Genomic DNA, 24,272 nt, shown 5'->3' with positions numbered 1-24,272 from the left:
CAGATGTCTGCAAACTAGCCAACCACGTTGAACTCAGGGCCGTACGGATAACCCGTGATGTTTTCGTTGCCATCCTCGGTGATGACAAGGATGTCATGCTCGCGGTAGCCGCCTGCCCCGGGCTGACCTTCGGGAATGGTCAGCATCGGCTCCATCGAGATCACCATGCCCGGCTCAAGCACCGTATCGATGTCCTCGCGTAACTCCAGACCCGCCTCGCGGCCATAGTAGTGCGACAGAACGCCGAAGGAATGGCCGTACCCAAAGCTCCGGTACTGCAGCAGATCATGCTCTGCAAAGAAATCGTTGATCTTGTGCGTAACCTCGGCGCAAGTTGCACCCGGCTTCAGCAGGCTAATGCCTAGCTCATGCGCGGCGACGTTGGCTTCCCAGATTTTCAGACTGGCGGCGTCAACTTCTTCAACAAACAATGTCCGTTCCAGCGCGGTGTAGTAGCCTGAGATCATCGGGAAGGTGTTGAGCGACAGGATATCGCCACGCTCCAGAACGCGGGTTGTCACCGGGTTGTGGGCCCCATCGGTGTTGATGCCGGACTGGAACCAGACCCAGGTATCGCGGATCTCGCTGTCCGGAAAACGCCGGGCGATTTCCAACTCCATGGCATCACGGCCTGCCATCGCCACATCGACTTCGCGGACGCCTGCTTTGATCGCATCCTTGATCGCATAGCCACCCACGTCAGCGGTCGCAGCACCTGCGCGGATCAGTTCAATCTCAGCCGCAGACTTGTGCATACGCAGTTTCATCGTCGTGGGTGCGATGTCTTTCTTCGCCGACGGGGACAGGAATTCATCCAGCAAACCCAACTGCGCGAAGGATATGTGATCGCCTTCAAAGCCAATGACCTTGCCCGACCCTGTCACGGACTGGATCGCGCGCCAGTAGTTGTTCCGCTGCCAGTCGGTGTAGGTGATGTTGTCGCCATAACCGCGCCGCCACGGCTGCGCCGCGTCGATGCCAGCGCTGAAGGTCACGGTTTCAGTGGGCGTCACAACCTGTGCGTAGGGACGACCAAAGGAACAATAGAGGAAACCTGAATAATAGGCGACGTTGTGCATCGACGTCAGGACGCAAGCGTCGACGCCCATCTCAGCCATCTGCGCGCGCAGTTTGCGCAGGCGCGCCTCATATTCGGCATCTGAAAACGGCAGGGTCTTCTGACCCTGGTGAAAGCGGTAATGTTGTGGACGCTCCATAAATCCAACTCCTATCAAGCGTTTGAGCGATGGAGATGGAAATCTCTCCTCATCGCGCAAACGACAAAGCAAGATCCCGGCGTTCAGGATGGTGAAAGAGGGTGTGCACTTTGTGCTGGCGACGCCATCGCCGACCCTTGTCGCGCTGGTAAGATACTGACACGCAACCCGGCTAACACCTTCACGCCACTTCATGTCGCTTTTGGCAATTCTTCAGCCAATTTTTTCTGCGTTATCCGAGCCGTTGGCCTCATCGTGATGAGAGTCTACGTGACCAACTCGCGTTTCTGGAATTCCGCGTCCTTAAAGCGTTCTTCCTCAAGGATGCGTTCCAGCTTGTCGACGGCATCGATGATATCGGCCTCATTCACGAACAGCGGTGTGATGCCAAAGCGCATGACGTCAGGGGCCCGAAAATCACCAATCACGTTGTCAGCGATCAACACTTGCATGGCGGCATAGCCGTGCTCGAATGCGAAGGACACGTGGCTGCCGCGCGCGGCCGGATCGCGCGGGCTGACCAACTTCAGGCCGGGGCATCGGGCTTCAACCTCGCGGATGAACAACTCTGGCAGTTCGATGGACTTGGCGTGAACCTCGCCCATGTCGGCCTTGTCCCAGATGTCCAATGCAACCGACAAAAGCGCGAAGGATTTGACCTTGTGGTGCGGATCGGCACGCTCGACGACAGCACGCTGATTGCGCGGCGCATGGCGTCCTGCCCGTTTGTTCTGTGTGCAAGTCAGGCCTACCTTGAGGCGCACGGCCGCCCGGCACGGCCCGATGACCTTGCTACCCACAACGTGCTTGCATTCACCGGAAACAGCGGCGTGCACGAATGGCGCTATTCGATGGATGATGGGAACAGAGGTCAGGTGTCCTTACGCGGCAGCTTCAAGGCGGACTCCGGCGTCCTATTGAGCACCGCAGCCCTGCACGGTGTGGGCATCGTCATTCTACCCATCTTTTATGTCGCCGACCACCTGAAGACCCGGGAACTCGAGGTCGTGCTCGCGGATCACGAGACCTACCCGAAACGCGAAATTTACGCCGTTTATCCGCAGAACCGGTTTCAATCGACGCGCCTGCGCCTGTTTCTCGATCAACTGACTGCGGCAAGTCGCGAACTTCCGTGGGAGGGGTAGCCGAAGTTCCTCTAAGTCGTGTGCGGTCTAGGACGAAATCCGCCACATGCGAAATCGACCCTGCCCTGTTACTTCCCTTATCAATCCGTTGCTCTCCATCCAGGCGAGGTTACGCTGGACGGCGGCGCGGCTAGCACCGGTTAGGGTCTCGGCCATCGGGGCGGAAATCAGCGGCCATTCGGTTAGTGCAGCGCGCAAAGCGCGCGAGGTCTTGCCCGAGAGCGAAATCATCTCGGCATCCGCGCGCGCCGACCATGCCTCAACACCATCAAGGTGCCGCATAGCGGTCAAACATGCCGTCTCCATCCCGTCGAGCCACCGCACCAGGCGCTCGGCAGGTGTGCCATCAGCGCGCAGCCCCATTGCCCCACCCATGGCCAACGGTGCGAAGATGGCACCGCTCCCATCGCTGGCTGCGACCCGGGCTGCGGTGACCGCTGCCTCGATCCTATCTCCGTACCGAACGAGACCCGCGAGGCTCCAGAGATGAAATCCCATGCAAGCGCACGTTATCGGATGTAGATCGGCCGCAGCCATCATCACGTCCAGCCATCCGCTCGCGCGATCTTTGAAGCGTTCCGAGTTGTCCTCCATGTTTTCAGGATCGCGGCGGTCTAGGAAAGCCGCCAAATCGACCATCGGGCCCGGACCACCTGTCAGGCGCCGGACAGCCCACCCGATCCGAACCAGCGAATTTGGGTCATCCTGTACGCCGGACAATCGCATGGAAATCCAAAGCGCCAACCGATCAGGGCTCACCCGATCCCCTGCGAACCAGCTGAGGTCCGCTGCCTCGATAAGAGCGAGGCGCTGTCGCCAGCCTTCCGGGCCGCGCAGCAGCCGGTCATCCAGAGCTCCAAGGCGTCCAGCCACTCTTGCCAGTCGCGCAGCGTGAACGCCTTCTGCCTTTGCCCAGTCTTCGATGACAGCAGTGTCGGGCGGTTCCGCCCGTGGCCCCGGAGGCAAAACATCCGGCTCTTCCTCGAGTGGCCCAGGTAAAAACCAGAGATCGTCTCCATGAGCCTCTGCATCCTCCTCGGTAGTGATGAGGGGGTCGTCGTAATCATCAGTCAAAATAGGGGCTTGCGTCTTCATATCTGCAAAATACTTATCTTTTGCACATTACCCAAGTGTTTTTGTGGCCGCTGCCCACGCCCTTTATATAGTACGCGCGCGCGACTGCCGGCGGAACCTCTCAGTTCGCGCTCTACTCAAGGAAACCAAGGGATTGTGCCCCAGCCCGACGAGAGAACACATGCTTGCATTCGTTTACAAACGGTCGTTTAGTAGCGATACCTAAAATTGCAAACGGCCCGATTTCATGCCCCTGATAGGCTATGCCCGCGTTTCCACAGAGGATCAGACCCCCCTGCCCCAGTCTGAGGCCATGCAAGCTGCGGGTTGCGTCGAGATATTCGAAGAACACGCCTCAGGTGGCAATCGTGCGCGGCCGGTGCTCGCGCGGGTGCTCGAACGTGTCCAGAGCGGCGACACGTTGGTCGTCGTGCGAATCGATCGGCTCGCGCGGTCGCTGTCGCACCTTCTTGAGGTGATTGAGCGTCTGGAGGCCAAGGGGGCTTTCTTCCGCTCGCTCCAAGACCCGATCGACACATCCTCACCACAGGGCAAGTTCACGCTGCAGGTTCTGGGCGCCGCGGCCGAGTTCGAACGCGCTCTGATCCGCGAACGCACCAAGGCCGGGCTTGCTTCTGCGCGGGCCAAAGGGCGCGTTGGTGGCAATCCTGGACTGCGCGCCAAAGACCCCGCCGCACTGCGCAAGGTGCGGCTGGCGCGACAGGACGGCTATATGGAGCGCCTCAACGAGACCGCGCAGGATTGGGTGCCCCATGTGCGCCGATTGCGCCCCGATATGGCCTGGGAAGACCTGCTGCGGATCATCAATGGCCCCCTGCCCGCAGATCGCCATTGGACACAAAGCCGACTGCTCCGCGCTGTGAAGGCATATGTGCGCGACGGGTTCCTTCCTGCCGAGGTGCTTGGCCGCGCCGGACGCCGCGAAACCGATGACCGCCTGCCGGCCATCGTGGCGGCCATCAAAGGGTCGGACCCGGATATCACGCTACAAGCGATCTGCGACCGGTTGGAAGCCATGCGTGAGCGCACCCCTCGAGGCCGCACTGGCTGGCAGCCGTCTTCGGTCAAAATGCTGCTTGAGCGTGCGGAAAAGTTGGGGCTCCTCTGAACACGACACTTGTGTTGGCCTAACGGATTGCCACTAAATCTAGAAAGTGCTTGCACGAATCTGGCTGCTCGGGCAATAGTCTCGAAAAATAACGCGCGGTCACATAAAAAACGCGCCCACGGATCGGGGCAAACATGAGCGAAGCAGAACAGGATCTAGATATCGCCATCGGGCACTACGCGGAACTTCTCGCGTCGAACCTGCATGCTCAGCGCGCTGCACACTTCCCACCAGATGCAAAGAAGGTGATGCGCACTCTGACCAGCGGCGAAGCTGCTGAGCTCCTTGGCGTCGACCATACCTATCTTCGGAAGCTTCATCGAGAAGGAAAGATCGTTGACGTCGAGACGACGGCTGGAAGTCATCGCCGCTATACGCTCGACGATATCTGGGAAATCCGGCAGACGCTTGAAGGAAACGCAAAAAAGTCTGGAACTTACGTGCCTGGACGTCGCGACGGTGACGAGCTTCAAGTCATTTCAGTGGTGAACTTCAAGGGCGGGTCCGGCAAAACGACGACGTCTGCTCACCTCGCTCAGCGCTTGGCGCTCAAGGGGTACAGGGTTCTTGCGATCGATCTCGACCCCCAAGCATCTCTTTCGGCTCTTCACGGAATCCAGCCAGAACTCGACCTCATGGAGGGCGGAACCCTCTATGATGCCGTTCGCTATGACGATCCGGTTCCGATCGCCGAAGTGATCCGCAAGACCTACATCCGCGGCCTTGATCTTATCCCGGGCAACCTTGAACTCATGGAGTTCGAGCACGAGACGCCTGCTGCGATCCAGCGAGGCGGAGCGAAGGCGTTCTTCGCGAGAGTTCATGACGCACTCGATAGTGTTGAAGCGAACTACGACGTTGTTGTGATCGACTGTCCGCCGCAACTTGGTTTCTTGACGATGTCAGCACTTTCCGCGTCCTCTGGTGTGCTCGTGACGGTTCACCCGCAGATGCTTGACCTTATGTCGATGTCCCAATTCCTGCGAATGACTGCGGATCTCCTTGGAGTAATCAGGGATGCAGGCGCAAATCTGCGCTTCGATTGGCTTCGCTTCTTGCCAACGCGATACAAAGTCGGCGACGCACCACAGACCGAAGTCATCGCCTTCATTCGCGGGCTCTTTGGGAGGTCGGTCCTGACCAATCACATGGTTGAGTCGACCGCAATTTCTGATGCCGGCTTGACCAAGCAAACGCTATACGAAGCTGACAAGAAGGACTTCACGCGTCAGACGTTTGATCGTGCGATCGAGTCTATGAACGCAGTGAACGATGAGATCGCTGAAATCATCCAGAACACATGGGGGCGGAATGGCAAGAAAGCCTAAACTTGGCCTGCCGCTGCAGACCCTTCGCAACGCTCCTGACGCTCTTGAAGGGCGCCGACTGCGTGGCGGTGTTTTTGAGATCGATCCGGCGCAGATTGTTACCGAAGGACGGTTGGATGACAGGCTTCAGATTGAAGTTGAGGGCCTGAAGAACTCTATTTCCAAGAACGGTCAGCGTGTGCCTGTCTTGGTCCGCCCACTGGAAGGCGATCGCTACAACCTGATCTATGGCCGCAGACGCTTGGAAGCATGTCGCGAACTCGGTATCAAAGTTCGAGCCATCGTCACAGAGGTTGAAGGTGATCAAGCGCTTCGAGATCAGCTTCTCGAGAACCAAGAGCGTCGTGATCTGAGCTTTATTGAACGTGCGCTAGTAGCGACGGCGCTTCTAGACGGCGACCATTTGGAAGGGGCTGAGCGCACCAATCGTGGTGTCGCCGAAGTCCTTAACCTCCACGAAGCTGGGGTTTCACAGCTCTTGAGTGTCGTTCGGACGGTCGGCGAGGATCTCATCCAGGCAATTGGTGCAGCTCCTGGGATTGGTCGCCCGAGATGGGAAGAGCTCAAAAAGGCTTTGGGTGCCTACGACGGTAATCGGGACCAACTGCTAGCCATAGCTCATGCAGCCAAGTCCGGAAGTTCCGGCTCGGTCGATGAGGTTTCTGAGCGTGCGTTTCTCGCAGTTCTGGCAGCTGCGAAGAGCGCAGAAAAGAAAGCAAGCCCGTCTAGAAAGGGTGTGCCTGCTTTGGCGATCCCCGGTGTTGGAGCTGCGACGGTCAAGACCAGCCGCCAAGGCAAGCAGCTCAAACTTGATCTAACTACGGATGAACCTGATTTTATCAGCTGGTTGGAGGGCAACGCCCCAAAGCTGATTACCGAGCTTCATGAGCGCTGGAAGCGTTCAGGAGACTGAGGAAGAGCAACCAACAAGAAGGAGGCACGATACAGGCAAAAAGAAAAAGGCCCCGAGAAGCTAGCTTCACGAGACCTTTGTAAGGTTTCGCACCGGGATCAGCCCGCTACAAAATCTCAGTTTTCGCACTTCTGAATGTAGCGTTCTGGCCCCTACCCCGCAAGCGCAAAGCGATTCGCGGGCCCTAGAATTTTTGTCTTCGTGGACATTTTCATGGAGTACACACCAATCTCGCCGTTTATGCGGCCAATTTCGCACGCCCATTTGCGCGTCATTGAGCGACCCGAGGCATCTGTTCCAGCCAGACCCGTTAACAAGTGGGAACTCCTGCGCGAGCTCTCCAAGGCGCAAGCGGCCTTTGGGGTCTCGGAACGTGATCTGACGGTTTTGCAGGGGCTCCTCAGCTTCTTTCCGGACGATGCGCTTGGCGGGAACGCCGAGATGGTCGTCTTCCCCTCGAACAAGGCGATCTGTGAGCGCCTGAATGGTATGCCCTGCTCCACGATGCGTCGTCACCTCGCGCGTCTTGTCGAGGCTGGCTTGCTCCAGCGGCGCGATAGCCCCAATGGGAAGCGCTACGTCCGTAAGCACGGCGAAGACCGCGTTGCCTTTGGCTTCGATCTTTCCCCGCTCTACTGTCAGTCCGAGGAGATAGCACGGGCCGCAGAGGCCGTACGTGAGGCTGAGGAGCGCGTCAGGCGCCTGAGAGAGGTCGTAAGCCTCATGCGCCGCGATCTCGCGGCCCTCGCCGAGTTCGGAGACGAGATGCAGCCAGGCCTAGGCTTCTGGGATCAGCTTCGCGACAGGGCTGCCCTCACAGCCCGCGCGCTTCGCCGCAAGCTTTCAGTTGAGGACCTCGCGGCCTATCGAGCCGACCTTGAAGCTCTCCTTGACCAGGCACGCAACATCATTGATGGCCCTGAAACAGAAGAAATGAACACCAATGATGCCCAATCTGAGCGTCACCATCATAATTCAAATAAAGAATCTATAGATCCTGAACCTGCTTTAGAAAAAAGCGGGGCGGCGGCGGGTGTGCCAGATGTGGACACGAATGAGCCGGTGGCTGACGTTGATGAACAGGACACAAGACACCTGCCAAAGATCCCGCTGCACCTAGTGATCGCGGCATGTCCCTCGCTCAAGACCTTCTACCAAGGTGAGATCCGGCATTGGCATCAGCTCTTCGATGCGGCGTGCCATGTGCGGCCAGCCATGGGCATCAGTGCGTCTGCATGGGAAGAAGCACAGCGGTTCATGGGTCCGGAGCAAGCGTCGATCGTCGTTGCTGCCATGCTGGAACGCTTCGCCGACATAAGATCGCCTGGTGGATACTTGCGAGCTCTGACTGCCAAAGCTGCGGCAGGCGAGTTTTCCTGTGGCCCAATGGTCATGGCATTGATTGGCCGGCGGAACGCGGCTTAACAGCTGTTAAACTCCGATCTCGTGCGGCGGGCATGGCATAACTTAACAGCTGTTAAGCAGGCTCTCGGCACACAAACGGTGTTCGAGAGAGAAAAGTTAGGGGGTTGAGGTGTGGCGGTATTTGAGATCGTGAAAGTGGCTTTCGCCTTCGTCGCGGCGAAGATCTGATGACGAGGGCATCCCGATCATCATGGTAAAACCTCAGCTGGTGACCATCGCTGCTAGTAGCGCAAAGGCGGCTAGTGAAGAACATACAGAGCGTTGCGCTGTAGCCAACCTAGCAGTTGCGCGCCTCCGCGGCCCCTGCCCTTTTCGATGTCTGAGATCTGAAGATGAATACCCTGAACAATTGGTTCTACGCTATCCGGCGCCTGCTGACGGCGATTTGGGTCCTGGCCTCGGATATTCCCTTGGCCTTCATCGGTGCTAATGCCTGAGAGGTAGGTTGTGGATGTCTGTTGCATGATATCGTGGCTACGGGCCGCAGCGCACAAGGAGCAGACGATCGATGGTTGCCAAAACCGTTTGACCAAGGGCTCGATCCTCGAATTCCCGCACGCGGGGAGCCGGTAACTTCTCAGTCACTTCGATAATGGCGACATGGCCAGCGAGGCAATCGGTTCCTCAAGCGCAGCAGCTGGTTGCCAGCGGTCCCGCGTTCCACTGATTTGGTCGTAGTGGACGGCGAGGACATCGCAGAACAGCGGGTGCAACTTAATCTCTTGATTTCATGACACCCGAACTCTTCAAAAGAGTGCTTTGATGTTGGTTGCGGAATGATCTGATCCATCCGGTGGATGAAAGCGATTTAATAACAATGGGTTATTGTGTTTTAGTGTTCGCGATGGGAAATTATGCCCATAACAGCCATCATCGACATGGTTTCCCTTTCCAGGGTGCCGATCCGCTACATCGGCGGGAAGCCAAAGCATCAGCACGCTTTATAAAGAAGTTGGCAGTTGCGGGCCGATTGAGCGGTTTGGGCTATCTCGTGAAGAAGGAGCCGCCACAGGTCTAGCCGATGGGCCCTGTGGAAGTTCTGATCCCGTCGTACCAGTACAGTTCGGTGGCGGTTGGGTGTTTCATGGGTTTGGTCCACGAAAAGTGAAAGTGTTCTTCGGGTTTTGTGACTGACGGATGAGGGCCTTTGGGGTCCCTCAGATGGGTCCGGGCCGGGTTCCGGTCTGCCGTTCCGGATGAAGGGCATTTCCATGCAAACAGGTGTCTTGCGCGTGCTCCGCGCAACCGCGGCCTCCTGGTGGCGACATAGAGAGCTGCGCCGAACTGGCCAGACGGCGCTGGCACAGCGGCTCGAACGCCAGACCGTCCTGCGTGATCTCGGCTATCTCAGGCAGGCGGCGACGCTGCCGAATGCCCATGTGATCTGCGGGGCGGGTGGAACGTTCCTCCATCTCGGCTGCGCCACCGTATCCACCCACGCGCCAATCGAGCGCTTTCCCGTGGCCTCTCTTGCGGTCGCGCGAGGGACGCCGTTCATCGATATCCGACCCGTCACCGATGGCATCGGCTTCGCGAACCTGCCCCGTGTGACACGAGGCAGATCGGTTGACGCTGACCATTCAGGTGCCGGCCAGTCTGTCTCGCTGACCACCTACATCGACATGGTCGAGCGGCTCGGCGCGAGGATGGTCAACGATCCGCGCCCCCGCCAGTCAACCTGACCCCTAAATTCTCTCACCAACACACGAAAGGACGCCAGCCATGGCCCGATCCCGCACGCCCAAATTCGATGCCTCCGAGGTCATCACGAACGAAATCATCCGCATCATCGAGCGCGGTGTCCTGCCGTGGCGCAAGCCCTGGACCGCAGGCGGCAGCTCGCGCCCCCTGCGCGTGGGCGGTGAGCCCTACCAGGGGGTCAACAACTTCCTGCTAACCATGCGCACCGTGATGGCGGGGCACAGCTCGCCCTTCTGGATGACGCTGCCGCAAGCCAATGCGTTGGATGCGAAGGTCCGCAAGGGCGAGAAGTCCTCTGTCGTCGTTTACTACGGTCAAAGCCGGAGGGACGCCGGCGGCGAGGATGACCACGGGGAGAGGGATGATCGCTCCGAGGAGGCCCGCGTATTCCGCTTCCAGAAATCCTACCGCGTGTTCAACGCCTGCCAGATCGATGGCTTGCCCGACAGCTTCTTCCCCGACCCGGAGCCCGTGCCCGAGCATCCGCCGTCCGAGCCCATCCCGCACATGCAGGCGTTTTTCGATGCTATCGACATCACGACCGTTTTCACGGGAACAGAAGCCTACTATTTGCCGCCCGTGGACAAGGTCTTCATGCCGTCGATCGCGCGGTTCGAAAACCCGCGGAACTTCTACGGGGTCTGGGCGCATGAGCTGGCCCATGCCACGAAAGCCCCCCATCGACTGAACCGTGATTTCGGGTTCTCGAAGTTCGGCAACACCTCCTATGCGCGCGAGGAGATCGTCGCGGAATTGACCTCGGTTTTCCTGGGTCAGACGCTCGGCTTCACGGCCCATACGCTCGAGATGAATGCCGCCTATCTCCACAACTGGTTACGGGTCCTTCGGTCGGACAAGGGTGCGATCTTCAAGCACGCCGCGGATGCGCAGCGCGCCTGCGACTATCTGATCGCCAGATCGGAGACGGGCAGGGCAGGGCGCAGTGCCGAGGCCGCCTGACCACACGGAGAACGGAGACTCGCATGTCACGCAAGGAACCCAAGACGCTGCGGGTGGCCTGCTTCGAAGACGGCGGCGGCAAGATCATCACCTTCAAACGCGGTGCCTATTGGTGGAGCGCGTCTGAGGGCGCTTATCCGCTCTCGGCGGCACTTGAGAGCATCAAGGACCAGGGCGGCTGGATCGAAACCATCCCCAACCCGAATTACAGACCCAAGGGGCTGTTCGGGTAGGGCACCTTCTGCTTCGGTTCCTCCGCCCCGCGGAAAAGAAAAAGCAGGCTTTGGGAAGGGTGTTTCAACTTCTCAAAGGAAAGACCCATGTCCATGACCGTTCAACCCCAGTCAGACCGTCCGGATCCGACCGTGATCGCGGCGCAGAACGACGCGTTCCGCAAACTCGCGTGCCTTGGAGTGCCGCCCGCGCAGCCCATCCAAGGCCGGATGCATGTTACCCGTTCGCTCATGGAGGCTGGTGACGGCTTCATGGCCGAGGCGGTGAAGGCGACCGGGGAGTTTGATGTGTTCGAGCCCGAGAACGACCCGGAGGGATGGCATGATTTCGGGTCGGTCACGGTCCGCGGCGAGACCGTGTTCTGGAAAATCGATCTGTATGAAGCGGATTCCGACTTTCGCTACGGAGCCGAGACCCCGGACAACCCCACGACCACCACGCGCGTGCTGACCATCATGCTGGCGCGCGACTGGTAGAAGGGCAGGGGACTCCTCCCCGACATCTCAGGCAATGAAGGCCCACCGACCCCTCAAAGGAAGAGTGGACCTTTTGTCCTTTTGATCCCCGAAGCCGGGGATTGGTCACGTGCGTGAACGCGCGGATCTCACCATACCCATCGAAAAGGACATCCCATGACCGCAAGCTTCAAACCCGTCTCCGTCGCCATCGGCGATCTGACTGCCCATCCAGCCAATGTGCGTAGCAACTCCCCGGAAACCTACGACCCCGAGAACATCGCCCATCTGAAGGCCAGCATCGCCGTACTGGGCCTGCTCCAGCCGCTCCTTGTCCAGAAGCTCGACGGCAAATATGCCGTGCTTGCCGGTGGCCGGCGCCATGCCGCGCTGAAAGAGCTGGTCGCGGACAAGGCCGTCAAGGGGTTCACGGCGAAAACCAAGGTGGACTGCCGTCTCGTCCGGGACGACTGCGACGTCACCACGGCCTTGTCGCTCGCAGAGAACATCACGCAAGCCCCGATGAACGCGATTGACGAGTTCGAGGCCTTCGCGCGGATGATGGAGGTCGATGGCCAGACCCCCGAGACCATCGCCAGGACCTTCGGCACCACAGTCGCTGCCGTGAAAGGCCGCCTGCGCTACGGTCTCATTCATCCCGACATTCGCGCGGCGGCTCGCGCGAAGACAATCACACTCGACACGATGAAGGCCTTTGCTGAGCATCCGAGCCAGGAAGTGCAGCGCGAGGTCTTCGAGGCGCTCACCAAGGAAGACAGCTACTTGCAGGCCTACACCGTCCGTCAGGCGCTCAAATCGCGCGGGGTGCAGGTCAGCGACGACATCGGTACCTTCGTGCGCGAGGAATACGAGGCCCGCGGCGGAGCGATCGCGGCCGATCTCCTGGAAGAGCATTCGGTGCTGGAAGACGCTGCGCTGGTCGAAACCATCCTGCTCGAGAAGCTCGCGGCCGCCGCCGAGGAGGCCCGCATAAAGCTGGGCTTTGCTTGGGCCGATTCGGTGGTCGGCTACGATTACGCGACCATGGCCGACTATGGCCGAGTCTATCCCAGCCCGATCGAGCCGGATGAGGCGAGCCAGAAGCGCATCGATGAGATCACCGCCGAGCTTGAGAAACTGCAGCTCGAGATGGAGGATGAGGGGCTCGAAGACGATGCCAACAATGCCCTTTACGAGCGCGTGGACGCTCTGGAAGACGAAGCGCGCGATCTGCAGGAGGCCTATAGCGCCGAGGACCTCGCGCGGTCCGGGGTGATCGCGTCGTGGCAGGGTGGAAAGATTACGCTCCATATCGGCCTCGTGCGCCCCGAGGACACCGTGAAAGAGGAGGGCGCGCGCGGTTCGTCGACCAACACCACCGGAGAGGAGGCCCCCGACGCTGGTGAAATCAGCTACCCGGCCTCGTTGGCAGAGGACCTCAAGACGGAGCGGGCCATGGCCCTCGGCGCCGCGATGGCGCTGCATCCCGAGGCCACGCTCGATCTGACGCTCTTCAAGCTGGTCAGTGATGTTCTGGCCAGCGGCATGAGCGTCACGCAGGCGATCAAGATCGATGCCCGCAAGGAATACCGCAGCCATGCCAAAATGGACGAGATCGACGAGACCTCGCTTGAGCAGGTGGCGGCGGCGCATGATGCGCTGGACCTCTCCTGGCTCGATGACAACCGTTCGCCCGCCGATCAGTTCGCGGCGTTTCGCGCGCTGGAGGCCGGCGAGAAGGCCAAGCTCGTGGCCTATGCGACCGCCAGCACGACGCAGTCCTGCTTCGCACGGGACCGCCAGCGCGACAGCCTGATGCATGACTTCGAGATCGAGATCATGCCCGACATCCGCGCCCACTGGACGCCAAATGCGGCGCTCTTCAACCGCTTCAAGAAGGCCTGGCTCCTGAAGATCCTCGGCGAAGATCTGGGTCTGGCCCAGGAGGCGGTGACGCTGGCCTCGTCGAGCAAGAAAGAGATCGTCGCCTTCTGCGACAAGCTCTTCGCCGAGCCTTTCGCGACGCTCACGGACGCGCAGCGCGCTGCTGTGGCCGCCTGGTGCCCGCCCATGATGCAGACCGCCGGCGTCGCCTGTGATGAGGCGGAGCATGCCTCGCAATCGCCCGAGCCTGACAGCGAGATCGCGCAAGCGGCCTGAGTCCTCACGCGACCCGCGCGAGCCATGACGCCTGCGCGGGTCGATCTTCTCATACCCAACCGAAAGACATCCCCATGGCTATTCTCAAGTTCTCTGCCTCCGCTGTTGCGGCGCAGATCGCCCATGCGCGCGCCTGCAAAACCTTCCTGCCCAACTGGAACGGGCCCGTGGACAGGCCGGCCCTGATCCTCATCGTCGGCAATGGCGTGCATCTGCGCTCGAACGGCATCGACGGCACAACCACCCGCATCGTCACGACCGAGCAGGCCGATCCGTCCTTCGCCTTCGCCCAAGGCATGCACCCGTTTCGGGATGCCGACTGGATGGCGCAGCGCCGCATGGCGTTTCGCGATCTGACCGGCCAGTTCTACACGGACATCCTTGACGATGTGCAGGCGCTCATCGATCGGGGGCAGGGGGCGATCCGGCTCGCCACCGATGGCCACAGCATCCGCGTCTTCGTGCGCCGGGCCTCGGACTATCTGATCGGCGGGACCTACGAGGTGCCTTCAGGTCTTGGCGGTACCTTCCGGGTCATCCTCAAGGATGCCTGCGACACCTTCGCGATCGTTCAGAACTGCGGCAATTGCGAGGATTTCGACGCCATGCAGCCCTACCGCGTGCCGCTCGATACGCTGATGGAAATCGATGACCGGAGGGCGGCGTAATGGGTTGGCTCTTCTACACCGACGGCCGCGTCAAATCCTACGCGGATGAGAAAGCAGAGATCACCCGGCTTTGCACCTTTGAGGGCGACACGCGCAAAACCGAACTGGTGAAAGCCTGCAAGGTCGGCTCAACCTGGTATGCGGCGGCTAGGGTTACCAATCGTGATGGCACCCCTGTCGAGGACGCGACCTATGTCACCGATCCTGACGGCTCGATCACTTTCGCCGCCGTCTTCCTCACCGCCTACGACGATGGGTGTTGGGGCTACAAGGATATGGAGGAAAGCGCTGGCCCGAACGCGTCGCGCGCGCCCCTTGCGCTGATCGAACTTCTCTCCGACCTGAAAGACCCGGACAGCTACGCCCGGGACTGGCGCCAGCGCTGCCGGGAATGGGCTTCGATCCCGAACTACGAGGAAGGCGACAAGATCAGGCTCGCCACCCCTGTGACGCTCACCGATGGCAGTACATGCCAGATCGTCACCGCGACCCACTACAAGCGGGGGCGGCAAAAACGCCGCTGCTACCGGATCGAGGAAACCGGCGGGCTCGTACGCCTCTCGAAGGCCACGCTTGCGGGTTCTGAGCTGCTCAGCTCCGCGAAAGGTGCTGCCAGCCCGGTGCTGGCGGAGTATCTCGCGGGGCAGGGTGGCTGAGTTTCCCGCGGAGACAACACCACGGGACCACGTGCACACATACTGCCGCCTTGAAATCGTATCTCAAATGAGATACATCGCTCCCATCAACTGGAGGACCATCCATGCCTGCCCAAACATCCATGCTTCATGTCCGTGTTGACGATCAGCTGAAAGCACAGGCTTCGGACGCACTTGCGGGCGTCGGTCTGACGCTCTCCGACGCGGTGCGTATTCTTCTGACCCGCGTGGCCGCAGAAGGCGGCTTGCCTGCCGGATTGACCGCTGATCCGGATGCCTATGACGCCTGGTTCCGGGCGAAGGTACAGGAAGCGCTAGACGATCCAAGGCCCACAACGCCCCATGCCAAGGCGATGCAAGACGCTCAGGCATTGATTGACGGGAAGCGCCTTGCCAAATCTTGAATGGAAAGCGACGGCCATCGCCGACTTGCTGGCAATCATTGACTACATCTCTGACGACAACCCGGATGCCGCCCAAGTTCTCAAAGACGAGATTGAACACAAGACGTCCCTCCTTCCAGAACGCCCTCAGATGTACCGCGCGGGCCGTGTGGACGGGACTAGGGAGATGGTTATTCGGCCGAACTACATCGTGGTTTATGCTGAAAGCCTTGAGATGGTGACCATTTTACGCGTTCTTCATGCTGCGCAGCAGTGGCCATGATGGGGGTGCAGGCCCCCCGCTAAGAAATTGCCCGCTCTACGCCTTCAAAGTGTAGAGCGGGCTTTTTCTCCTTTGGAACTCAGACCCTGATCCAAAGGAATTCCCCATGTCCAAGCCCTGCTCAACGCTCCCCGATCCTATTGAATCCAAAGCTAACTTCGTCTCTGCCCTCGAGCAGATCGGCACGGAGATCGACCACCAACCCCTGCGCAGCTCAGCGCTCGCACGCATCATGCGAGAGACCTTTCTTGGCAGTGATGCCGGGGGCGCCTGGGACTGGCGGAAGGCCTATGACCTGATGCAGGCGGCGGCTGTGCAGGCGCTGCTACGTGGCGACAACAGTGAGGATGATTACTTCGCCGCAAAACTGCTTGCCTCACGGCTGCTGACGGAAACCCGCCGCTCCGAGCAGCAGATCCGGTTGCAGCAGTTTTCCACGCCACTGCCATTTGCCGCCTTGGCCGTGCGGGCGGCAGCCATTCGCAAGGGCGAGACCGTGCTGGAGCCCTCGGCTGGCACCGGTGCTTTGGCCGGTTTTGCTGCCCGGGCCGGTGCCACGCTTTCTCTCAATGAAATCGACCCCTTTCGCCATAGCCTATTGCGCGCGGTCTTCGGCGGCGAGGCGACGGGCCATGACGGCGAGCATATCGACGATCTGCTGCAGACGCCGGTTCTACCCGACATCGTGGTGATGAACCCGCCGTTCGCCTCCTCGGTCGATCGCTCCCGCGACAAGCACATCGCCGCCAAACATCTCATTGCGGCTGCAAAGCGTCTCGCGCATGGCGGGCGGCTGGTGGCGATCATGCCGCCGGGATTCACGTCTGAGCGCGATGCCGCGCATTGGTCCCGCACCTGCGGTCTCCTGACGCCGCGCTTGGCGTTGACGATGCCTGGGCAGGTCTACCGTAAGCTTGGCACCTCTGTGGAAACCCGGCTGATGGTCTTCGACAAGGTGCAGGAGGATGGCGAGATGATCCGCGCCAGCGTCAGGGACTTGGATGAAGCCCTTCCTTTTGTCGACGCCGTGGCCGCAACCCGGCCCGAGGCGCGCCCCGTACAACAGGCGACGAAAAACCCTCATGCGCGATCGGTCGGTCCAGTACCTGTCACGCGCAAGCGCCCAGTTGCCAGAGTTGCGGCGTCCAACGCTCAGACCAACGCCGCCATACCGCTCACTTTCACAAGCCTTGATGCTCCGCGCGACAACACTCCCGTCTCGGATATTTATGCGCGCTACCGTCCGCAGCGGATCGACATCGCAGGCGCGCAGGAACATCCCACGCCGCTGGTCGAAAGCATCGCCATGGCTTCTGTGGCGCCGCCCGTGCCCTCTGGCGCGGCCAGTGCGGAATTGCGCCTGCCTGCCAGGCTGATCGAGGATGGGCATCTCTCCGAGGCTCAGCTCGAGACTATCATCATGGCCCATGATGCCCATGGGCGTGACCTGCCGGGGCGGTTCACCATCGACGACGACCAGACCAAGCTCACCCGTGCCGATGATGACCCGGACGCCAATACTTATCGCCTCGGCTACTTCCTCGGTGACGGCACCGGCTGCGGCAAGGGTCGCGAATGTGCGGGGCTGATCCTTGTGAACTGGCTGGCCGGGTGCCGCAAGGCGATCTGGGTCTCCAAATCCGCCACGCTCATCGAGGACGCGGTCCGCGACTGGACCGATCTCGGCGGCTCGCCCGCCGACATCCAGCCGCTCTCCAAATGGAAACCGGACCAGCCGATCCCGATGGGCGACGGTATCCTTTTTGTCACCTACGCCACGCTGCGCTCGGCGGGCAAATGCGGCACCACGCGGCTGAGCCAGATCCTCGACTGGATGGGCGAAGACTTTGAAGGCGTGCTGGCATTCGATGAGGCCCATGCCATGCAGAATGCGGCGGGGTCCGAGCAGGGCAGGGGGGTCAAACCCTCCCAGCAAGGCCTTGCAGGCCTCCGGCTGCAACTGGCAGCACCACGCGCCCGCGTCTTTTACATCTCGGCCACGGGCGCCACGAGTGTGCACAACCTGGCCTATGCGGCGCGTCTCGGTCTCTGGGGGCAAGGCCCCGAATACCCCTTCCCAAGCCGCGAGAGTTTCGTCTCGGCGATGGAAGCAGGCGGTGTCGCCGCCATGGAGGTGGTCGCGCGCGATCTCAAGACGCTCGGCCTCTATACTGCCCGCGCTCTCAGCTTCGATGGGATCGAGTATGACGTGCTGGAACATGCGCTCACCCCGGCCCAGATCGAGATCTACGACGCCTATGCGTGCGCGTTTCGGACGATCCACCACAATCTCGAGGCGGCACTGACGGCGACCGGTGTCAACGATGCCTCGGGGGAGACCAACGCCTCCGCCGCACGTGCCTCGGCCAAGTCCCGTTTTGAGAGCACGAAGCAGCGCTTCTTCAATCATCTGCTGATGGGCATGAAGGCACCGACCATCATCCGCGCCATCGAGGACGATCTGGCAACGGGCCACGCGTGCGTCATCCAGGTGGTTTCGACAGGCGAGAGCCTGCTGAAACGCCGGCTTGAAACGATGGACCCCGACGACGAGCTCGTCGAGGGTGCCCTGACGCCGCGCGACTATGTTCTGGGCTACCTCGAACAGGCCTTCCCGATCCACGCGCAAAAGCTCGTGGAAATCGACGGCAATATGGTGGCGGAACCTTTGCGGGATGAGGCCGGCGCGCTGGTCGTCTCGCGCGAAGCGCTCGCTTTACGTGACGCGGCCATGATGGAGTTGATGACGCTCGCCCCGATCCCTTCGGCGCTCGATCAGATCCTCTGGGCCTTTGGCGACGAGGCCGTGGCGGAAGTCACGGGGCGGTCCATCCGGCCCCTCAAGGCCGCGGATGGTCATCTCTTCATCGAGAAACGCAGTGCCAGCAGCAATTCCTCCGAGACCCAAGCCTTCATGGACGGCGAGAAAGATATACTGATCTTTTCCGATGCAGGTGGCACGGGCCGGTCCTATCATGCGGCGCAAACGGCGAAGAACCAGAAACGGCGGCGGCACTATCTACTGGAGCCCGGCTGGCGCGCGGACGCGGCCATCCAGGGGCTGGGGCGCACGCATCGCTCGGCGCAGGTCAGCGCGCCCTTTTTCCGGGTCTGCACCTCGGATGTGCATGGCGAGAAGCGCTTCACCTCGACGATCGCGAAACGCCTCGATCAGCTTGGGGCCCTGACCAAGGGTCAGCGCGAGACCGGCTCGCAAGGCATGTTCCGGGAGGAGGACAATCTCGAAAGCCCGATCGCGCGGGCGGCGCTGCGTGGGTATTTCGCCGATCTTGCCGCCGGGCGCGCTGAGGCGATGAGCTACGAGAGCTTCACCGACTGGACGGCCCTGCGGCTGATCGACAAGGACGGGGTGCTCCTTGAGGAGCTTCCACCGATCCAGCGGTTTCTCAACCGGGTGCTTGCCCTCCCCATCCACATGCAGAACGCGCTTTTTGCGGAGTTCATGGCGAGAATATCCGATCAGACCGAACGGGCGCGCGCGGCTGGCACGCTGGATCTCGGCGTGGAAACCCTGCGTGGTGAAAAAATCGAACAGGTCTCCACCGAGGATCTCTGGACCTGCCCGAAATCCGGCGCGGTCACGCGGATCATCGGACTTGAGGTGACGGACCCGGTCCACGTGCTGTCGGCAGATGACGCCCTCTCGCGCAATCCCGACAAGCTGCCGATGGTCAATCGCGCCTCCGGTCGCGCGGCGCTCATCTCGGCGCGGCCCATGCAGATGTATGACGAGGATATCGTCACGCTGATGCGCAAGGCCGTGCGGCCCAACGGGTCGAGCTATCTCGAGGAAACGCGGTTCGAGTTCTCGGCCTGGGAAGAGATCGGCAAGCCTGAGTTCGTACGGCTTTGGGAGGCCGAGGCTGCGTCCCTGCCGAAAACCACCACGACCAAGCTCTACCTGCTGACCGGGCTGCTGTTGCCGATCTGGAAGGACATTCCGACCACCAATGAGCGCATTTACCGGGTCACGCCCAAGGGGGCGACCGCCATGATTGGGCGCACGCTGAGCGAGGAAGGGGCGGCCGCGTTGCGTGCGCGCTTCCTCGTCTCCAATCCGCAAACGCCCCAGGAGATGCTGACCGCCGCATTGGGCATCACCGCGCCGGTCGATCTGGGCCGGGGTCTCACCCTGACCCGTCGCCGTGTCGCAGGCGAGATGCGTCTCGAGCTTAGCGGCGCGGACAAGGGCATGATCGACGGCCTCAAGGCCATGGGGTGTTTCACCGAGATCATCGCCTTCCAGCTGAGGGTGTTCGTGCCGCATGGGGACGGGGTCGATACATTGGGCATTCTGGCACGGATCGTGGGGCAGGGAACCAGCAAGGCGGCAGACCAAGCCGCTTGAAAAGTCAAAGTGGGCTTTGGGACGGGCGTCGCGGATCGGGATTTGTCCGGTTTGCGCGTTCCGGGCGCGCGCGGGCCAATGCCTCGCCCGGCCCCCCAATTGCAGACAAGAGGACAGACCCATGACCAATCCCCAGATCGATTATGCCGCAATGGCGGCTCAGTGGCGCGCGGAGCGCGAAACCGCGCTGAAGGCGACCCGAGCGGAACTGATCGCGCAATTGCGCGCGCTTGGCATCAGCGAGGTCACTGCCGAATACGAAGGCTATGGCGACTCCGGCAATGTCGAGGATGTGACCGTGCAGCCTGCGGAGGTCCAACTGCCGGAACCGCTTGTCACCGCAGTGGGCGATTTCGCCTGGTCGCTCGCCTATCACCATCATCCTGGGTTCGAGAACAACGAAGGCGGCTATGGCACGCTGACCTGGGACATCGCAGCCGACAGCATCACGCTCGATCATGCGGACCGCTACGTTGAATGCGAGCACAGCCATGACGAGGGACTGTGAGATGGCACATCCGCTTCATCACGCTGAAAGCTCTGCCCGGAAATTCGGCGGGGTGCCGTCTGACTATCAGGCTGTGCACGACTGGTTCGATGCCTCGAAAGAGCACCTTGCGCTCTTCACGCACAGAGCCTTGCGCCACCATGCCCAAGGCCTGTTCGAGGCTGAACGTACGTTCGGTCTGACCCTGACCAATAGCGCAGGTCGGGACATACCCGTGCGCTGGATTGGTGAGCAGCATGTCCGTGAAGATTGCCAAGGCCGCATCCCGAGCATGGCGGACTGGCTGCGACGGATCCAGCCCGAGCCATGGATGGCCAATGGCCACATCGACCGGCATTCCGGCGATGAGCCCTGCGGCGACCCAAGGGCCGCCTGGGCATCTGAAGTCGCCGCCGGCAGAACGGTTCTTGGTTTGAAGGACTGGATGGCGGCGCGCGCGACACAAGCCACGCAAGGTGCCTGATAGGTCCCGGCTCTTCGCCAAATGAATGCCGCACAGAAGCCTGGTTGGAAGATCGGGCTTCTTCCGGCGTTTTCCTACCATTTTTATTCTGGAGGTTCGCATGACACTCGATGAAATCAAGGCCGCCGCCGATGCCGGTTAGACCGTGCATTGGGTCAATACCGGCTACGTTGTGCACAAGGACCGGCTCGGTCAGTACCTCATCACCTATGTGCCGAATGATAGCTGCATCGGCCTGACCGACCGAAGCGGGCACCGGTTGAACGGCAAAGAGGCGGAGTTCTTCATCGCGCAATCGAAGGACGCCGCGGAAAATCCGGGCCGCCAATCAAGATCAGACGGACAGGAGAGGGGCGCAGCACCCGGGCGCGCGGTGGCACACCCATTCGGACGACAGCCCTGACCCACGGGCGGGGATGAAAGGAAAGCAGGCTTTCTGATTTGTGATCCCAGGAGGGGTCGAGAAAGCAATCCCGGATGCGCTGGCAAGAACGTCAGGCACCGGCCAATCCAAGAAGGAAATATCCCATGTTCGCAGGAACCCTCACCCGCAATGTCGAGACCGCAGCCGCCGAGTACACCGGCATGATCCACTCGACGCGCTTTGATATCGCCATCCAGCTGGAAGCGCGGGCCAAGATGTCCGAACGCAGCCCGGATTACGACGTGACGGCGGTCAACAAGTCTGGCCGCAAGGTGCGCATCGGTACGGCCTGGAACGAGACCGGCACGACCAGCGGCAATCCCTACATCTCGATGCAGATCGATGTCGGTTTGGGCCCGTTCCGCGTCAATGCCGTGCAGACGAAGGAAGCGCGCGCGGCCCAGAGCGGCGAATTCGAGATCATCCCGCTGGTCTCGAACGGCCTGATGAAATCCGGCTCGATCTCGGGCGAGCTCACCGCCATGGACGCTGACAACGCCTTCACCGGCTACATCGCCAATATGATGTTCGATCTGGAGTTCATGCTGATCGAGAACAGCTACAAGTCCGAGGAGACCCACCCAGACTACCGCATCGAGGTCAGCTCGCCCCGGGGCACGCCGATCCGCGTTGGCTCGGCGTGGATGGCCAAGAGCAGCCGCACGGGCAATGACTACCTTTCGCTGCTGATCAACACGCCCGATGGTGATCTGCGCGTGAACGCCGTGCAGAACGAAGAGCAGCGCGGCGGTCAGACCTTCTCGATCATCCCGTTCATCGATAGCGGTGAGCCGTCGCACGATGCGGGCGCGGGGCTGTCGCTGGTCGCGTGACCTTGGTACGAGGCTTGAACATCTGAACTGCAAGGGGAGCCGTGGGTTCACGGTTCCCCTTTTGCTGTGCTTGCTTCAATAGAGCGATCGAACTGCCACTTCATATGGCGTTCCGGTGTAGATGAGACTGCTAGATCGGAAGTGCCGCGCGGAGTTTCGATTAAAGTCAGACTTGTACAACTGCTTGAGCGGCAATCAATGCGTCAACAGCAACTTGAACCTCGGCGTAGAGCTCGGTGTCCAACTCTGCTGCGTCGATTTCCACAATCAGTGCGTAGCGTACGGAAGGCAAACTCTCAGCGAGAAGCTTTTTCGACTTCCACCAACCGGTGACTGGGTGAACAGCCAGCAAGTTGCGCCGCGCCAGATCTGAAGCCCTGCATGTCAGCTGATCTATATGGAGCGACCCGACATGGCGCCGATTGCTACCGAAGTCCCAAAGATCATCTTCGTCGCTTGCAGGACCATCGGGCTGTTCGGCCGCCTTGCTGATCCGGGCCAGAAATTGGGCTTCGTTCTCGCCAGCGCGATTGAGTTGGAAACGTAAGTTGTGGGACGCGTAGCGATACCGAACGCCGCGCGAGGCTTCGGACGGGTTCGGAGCGATAAAGCTACTGAGTGCCACCCGCAAGGTCACATCGGCATTGCCGAGCGCGCGCAAAGCCTCAACGGGCCAGGGAAGGGCGAACAGCTTCATTTCATTGTGGACATCACCGCCGGTCTTCTCTGAAATCCCGTACGGCGTAATCGTATCTTCCACGATGAGGGTCAGCGCGTTCGACGCGCTGCGGCGGGCACGCGCCATGTCCGGCACACCATACCCATAGCGCTGAAAAAGGGGCGTGAAGTGACCCTTGTTTGGCTGGGCCGGCAGATGCGCACGCATCTGCTGCGTCCACCGCGCTGACGACACGTAGAGACCACGCACTGTCTCGGGCCAAAGCGTCGGATAGTCCGACCAGAGTTCCGTTACATCCTTCGCGGCAAGCGCGGTCGCCGCGCTGGTATCGAAGGTGAATGTGAAGGATCGGACTGGGTAATTGTGGTGAGTCGAAAGCAGCGATAACCATCCATGCCGCATTGGCGGTGGCATGGCACTTAGCGCCCAGTTTCCACCCTCAAGGACGACGTCCGGCTTGTTCGGCCAATGGGACGACCACGATGCAGTTCTCGAAGCTGGCGATAGATCGCCGAATGGTGCAAGCGCCTGGGCCGGCTCTCCGTCTGGCAGTACGGTCTTCTCTGTAAAGGCCCCAACAGACAGAACATTCCATGCCTGGGCCGGCGACTCGATTTCGTTGTCTTCGTGATCGCATCGGTCCAGGTAGTTTCCGGCACCAAAGGTGAAGTTGTCGGTATTCCCTGCGGAGACAAGCACCAAGCGTTGTTGTTTCACCTCACCTGAAACACCGGCGGCGAGCTGATCGACCTCCGTCGACCATGACGTCGGCGCGCCGTCATGCGGGGTGTCCTCACCCGTCGTCGTGGTCATGGTGAAGGTCCGGCGCCGGGGGCCGACCTGTTCTACTGTATTGATCGCCTGCCTGGTAACCGCGCCGAGGAGATGATGCGGGTTCATCCCTGCATCAGGCAGCAGCTTCACGGATTCCAGACGGTTCACGACAGAAACCGGATTCGCCTGGTGCAGTTTCGGCGTCAGGTCTCCAAAGAGCGCCAGTCCTCCCATCTGCGTGCCATGGCCCTTCACATCCTCCAGCCCCCAGGCCGGGTTGGCGGCATGTCGGTCATCCACGCTGAGCGCCGGCTGAATGAGAGGATGCGCGCGACTGACACTGGTATCCAAAAGCGTGACGTAGCTAGGGTCAGGACCCATTGATTTCCGTCTAGCGGCGTGATTCACGGTTCGAAAAACGAGCGGTGAACATGTCTGATCTTTTCTGGTTGAGCGATGCGCAGATGGCGCGTTTGAAGCCCTATTTTCCA

23 protein-coding genes are annotated in these 24,272 nt (G+C 60.7%); 19 read left to right on the top strand and 4 right to left on the bottom strand.

The features are described from left to right. Positions 1 to 14 precede the first annotated feature (14 nt). Together PRI8871_RS15840 and PRI8871_RS19690 are read right to left on the bottom strand one after the other, a co-directional pair. Entirely contained in the window at positions 15 to 1,217 is a 1,203-nt protein-coding gene (locus PRI8871_RS15840) for an aminopeptidase P family protein (RefSeq protein ID WP_108887215.1), read from the bottom strand. Between the two features lie 266 nt (positions 1,218 to 1,483). After that, the gene (locus tag PRI8871_RS19690; protein ID WP_181389494.1) at positions 1,484 to 1,858 is read right to left on the bottom strand and encodes a kynureninase/PvdN C-terminal domain-containing protein; all 375 of its coding nucleotides are present in this window, start codon (positions 1,856 to 1,858) and stop codon (positions 1,484 to 1,486) included. A 21-nt stretch (positions 1,859 to 1,879) separates the two neighbouring features. Between PRI8871_RS19690 and PRI8871_RS19685 the strand changes: the two genes are divergently transcribed. Then, positions 1,880 to 2,362, top strand: coding sequence for a substrate binding domain-containing protein (locus PRI8871_RS19685; protein ID WP_219929033.1), 483 nt, complete (start codon positions 1,880 to 1,882; stop codon positions 2,360 to 2,362). Positions 2,363 to 2,389: 27 nt separating this feature from the next. Here the strand turns inward: PRI8871_RS19685 and PRI8871_RS15830 are convergent, their stop codons facing one another. Continuing rightward, positions 2,390 to 3,457, bottom strand: a complete 1,068-nt coding sequence (locus tag PRI8871_RS15830; protein ID WP_108887213.1) for a hypothetical protein — start codon at positions 3,455 to 3,457, stop codon at positions 2,390 to 2,392. Positions 3,458 to 3,683: 226 nt separating this feature from the next. Here PRI8871_RS15830 and PRI8871_RS15825 point away from each other — a divergent pair, with 226 nt between their 5' ends. From PRI8871_RS15825 to PRI8871_RS15740, 18 genes are all read left to right on the top strand, one after another. Continuing rightward, positions 3,684 to 4,565 (top strand): recombinase family protein, encoded by an 882-nt coding sequence (locus PRI8871_RS15825; RefSeq protein WP_108887212.1) that lies wholly within the window; start codon positions 3,684 to 3,686, stop codon positions 4,563 to 4,565. A 134-nt stretch (positions 4,566 to 4,699) separates the two neighbouring features. Then, positions 4,700 to 5,893, top strand: coding sequence for a plasmid partitioning protein RepA (gene repA, locus PRI8871_RS15820; protein WP_009827042.1), 1,194 nt, complete (start codon positions 4,700 to 4,702; stop codon positions 5,891 to 5,893). Next, positions 5,877 to 6,806: a plasmid partitioning protein RepB gene (gene repB, locus PRI8871_RS15815; protein ID WP_089963198.1), complete on the top strand. Its 930-nt coding sequence runs from the start codon at positions 5,877 to 5,879 to the stop codon at positions 6,804 to 6,806. The genes repA and repB overlap by 17 nt, the downstream gene beginning before the upstream one ends. A gap of 213 nt (positions 6,807 to 7,019) precedes the next feature. Beyond that, on the top strand, positions 7,020 to 8,231 hold the full coding sequence (gene repC / locus PRI8871_RS15810) for a plasmid replication protein RepC (protein ID WP_108887211.1): 1,212 nt from the start codon (positions 7,020 to 7,022) through the stop codon (positions 8,229 to 8,231). Positions 8,232 to 9,427: 1,196 nt separating this feature from the next. Further along, complete coding sequence (locus tag PRI8871_RS15805) at positions 9,428 to 9,913, top strand: hypothetical protein (RefSeq protein WP_108887210.1); 486 nt, start codon at positions 9,428 to 9,430, stop codon at positions 9,911 to 9,913. 40 nt (positions 9,914 to 9,953) lie between these two features. After that, a complete protein-coding gene (locus PRI8871_RS15800; protein ID WP_088726106.1) occupies positions 9,954 to 10,892 on the top strand; it encodes an ArdC family protein in 939 nt (312 codons plus the stop codon). Between the two features lie 23 nt (positions 10,893 to 10,915). Continuing rightward, positions 10,916 to 11,125, top strand: coding sequence for a DUF6330 family protein (locus PRI8871_RS15795; RefSeq protein ID WP_108887209.1), 210 nt, complete (start codon positions 10,916 to 10,918; stop codon positions 11,123 to 11,125). An 87-nt stretch (positions 11,126 to 11,212) separates the two neighbouring features. Next, on the top strand, positions 11,213 to 11,602 hold the full coding sequence (locus PRI8871_RS15790) for a DUF3768 domain-containing protein (RefSeq protein WP_088726108.1): 390 nt from the start codon (positions 11,213 to 11,215) through the stop codon (positions 11,600 to 11,602). Positions 11,603 to 11,758: 156 nt separating this feature from the next. After that, positions 11,759 to 13,741, top strand: coding sequence for a ParB/RepB/Spo0J family partition protein (locus tag PRI8871_RS15785; RefSeq protein WP_108887208.1), 1,983 nt, complete (start codon positions 11,759 to 11,761; stop codon positions 13,739 to 13,741). A 74-nt stretch (positions 13,742 to 13,815) separates the two neighbouring features. Further along, entirely contained in the window at positions 13,816 to 14,409 is a 594-nt protein-coding gene (locus PRI8871_RS15780) for a regulator (protein ID WP_108887207.1), read from the top strand. Beyond that, a complete protein-coding gene (locus PRI8871_RS15775; RefSeq protein ID WP_089963186.1) occupies positions 14,409 to 15,065 on the top strand; it encodes a DUF6927 domain-containing protein in 657 nt (218 codons plus the stop codon). The genes PRI8871_RS15780 and PRI8871_RS15775 overlap by 1 nt, the downstream gene beginning before the upstream one ends. Positions 15,066 to 15,169: 104 nt before the next feature. Next, positions 15,170 to 15,469 (top strand): type II toxin-antitoxin system RelB/DinJ family antitoxin, encoded by a 300-nt coding sequence (locus PRI8871_RS15770; protein WP_044353023.1) that lies wholly within the window; start codon positions 15,170 to 15,172, stop codon positions 15,467 to 15,469. Then, entirely contained in the window at positions 15,456 to 15,731 is a 276-nt protein-coding gene (locus PRI8871_RS15765; protein ID WP_089963184.1) for a type II toxin-antitoxin system RelE/ParE family toxin, read from the top strand. The genes PRI8871_RS15770 and PRI8871_RS15765 overlap by 14 nt, the downstream gene beginning before the upstream one ends. Before the next feature lie 106 nt (positions 15,732 to 15,837). Beyond that, a complete protein-coding gene (locus tag PRI8871_RS15760; RefSeq protein WP_108887206.1) occupies positions 15,838 to 20,100 on the top strand; it encodes a bifunctional class I SAM-dependent methyltransferase/DEAD/DEAH box helicase in 4,263 nt (1,420 codons plus the stop codon). Between the two features lie 121 nt (positions 20,101 to 20,221). After that, the gene (locus PRI8871_RS15755) at positions 20,222 to 20,608 is read left to right on the top strand and encodes a DUF6878 family protein (protein ID WP_108887205.1); all 387 of its coding nucleotides are present in this window, start codon (positions 20,222 to 20,224) and stop codon (positions 20,606 to 20,608) included. A 1-nt stretch (position 20,609) separates the two neighbouring features. Continuing rightward, positions 20,610 to 21,071: a DUF6915 family protein gene (locus tag PRI8871_RS15750; RefSeq protein WP_108887204.1), complete on the top strand. Its 462-nt coding sequence runs from the start codon at positions 20,610 to 20,612 to the stop codon at positions 21,069 to 21,071. Between the two features lie 145 nt (positions 21,072 to 21,216). Continuing rightward, a complete protein-coding gene (locus tag PRI8871_RS20015) occupies positions 21,217 to 21,474 on the top strand; it encodes a hypothetical protein (RefSeq protein WP_245897888.1) in 258 nt (85 codons plus the stop codon). 125 nt (positions 21,475 to 21,599) lie between these two features. After that, a complete protein-coding gene (locus PRI8871_RS15740) occupies positions 21,600 to 22,328 on the top strand; it encodes a DUF736 family protein (RefSeq protein WP_108887203.1) in 729 nt (242 codons plus the stop codon). 166 nt (positions 22,329 to 22,494) lie between these two features. Here PRI8871_RS15740 and PRI8871_RS15735 read toward each other — a convergent pair. After that, on the bottom strand, positions 22,495 to 24,272 hold a 1,778-nt coding region (locus tag PRI8871_RS15735), incomplete at its 5' end, for a S8 family peptidase (RefSeq protein WP_108887250.1).

The organism is Pseudoprimorskyibacter insulae (genome assembly GCF_900302505.1).
Classification (GTDB): Bacteria; Pseudomonadota; Alphaproteobacteria; order Rhodobacterales; family Rhodobacteraceae; genus Pseudoprimorskyibacter; species Pseudoprimorskyibacter insulae.
This window is presented reverse-complemented; position numbering and strand designations above follow the sequence as displayed.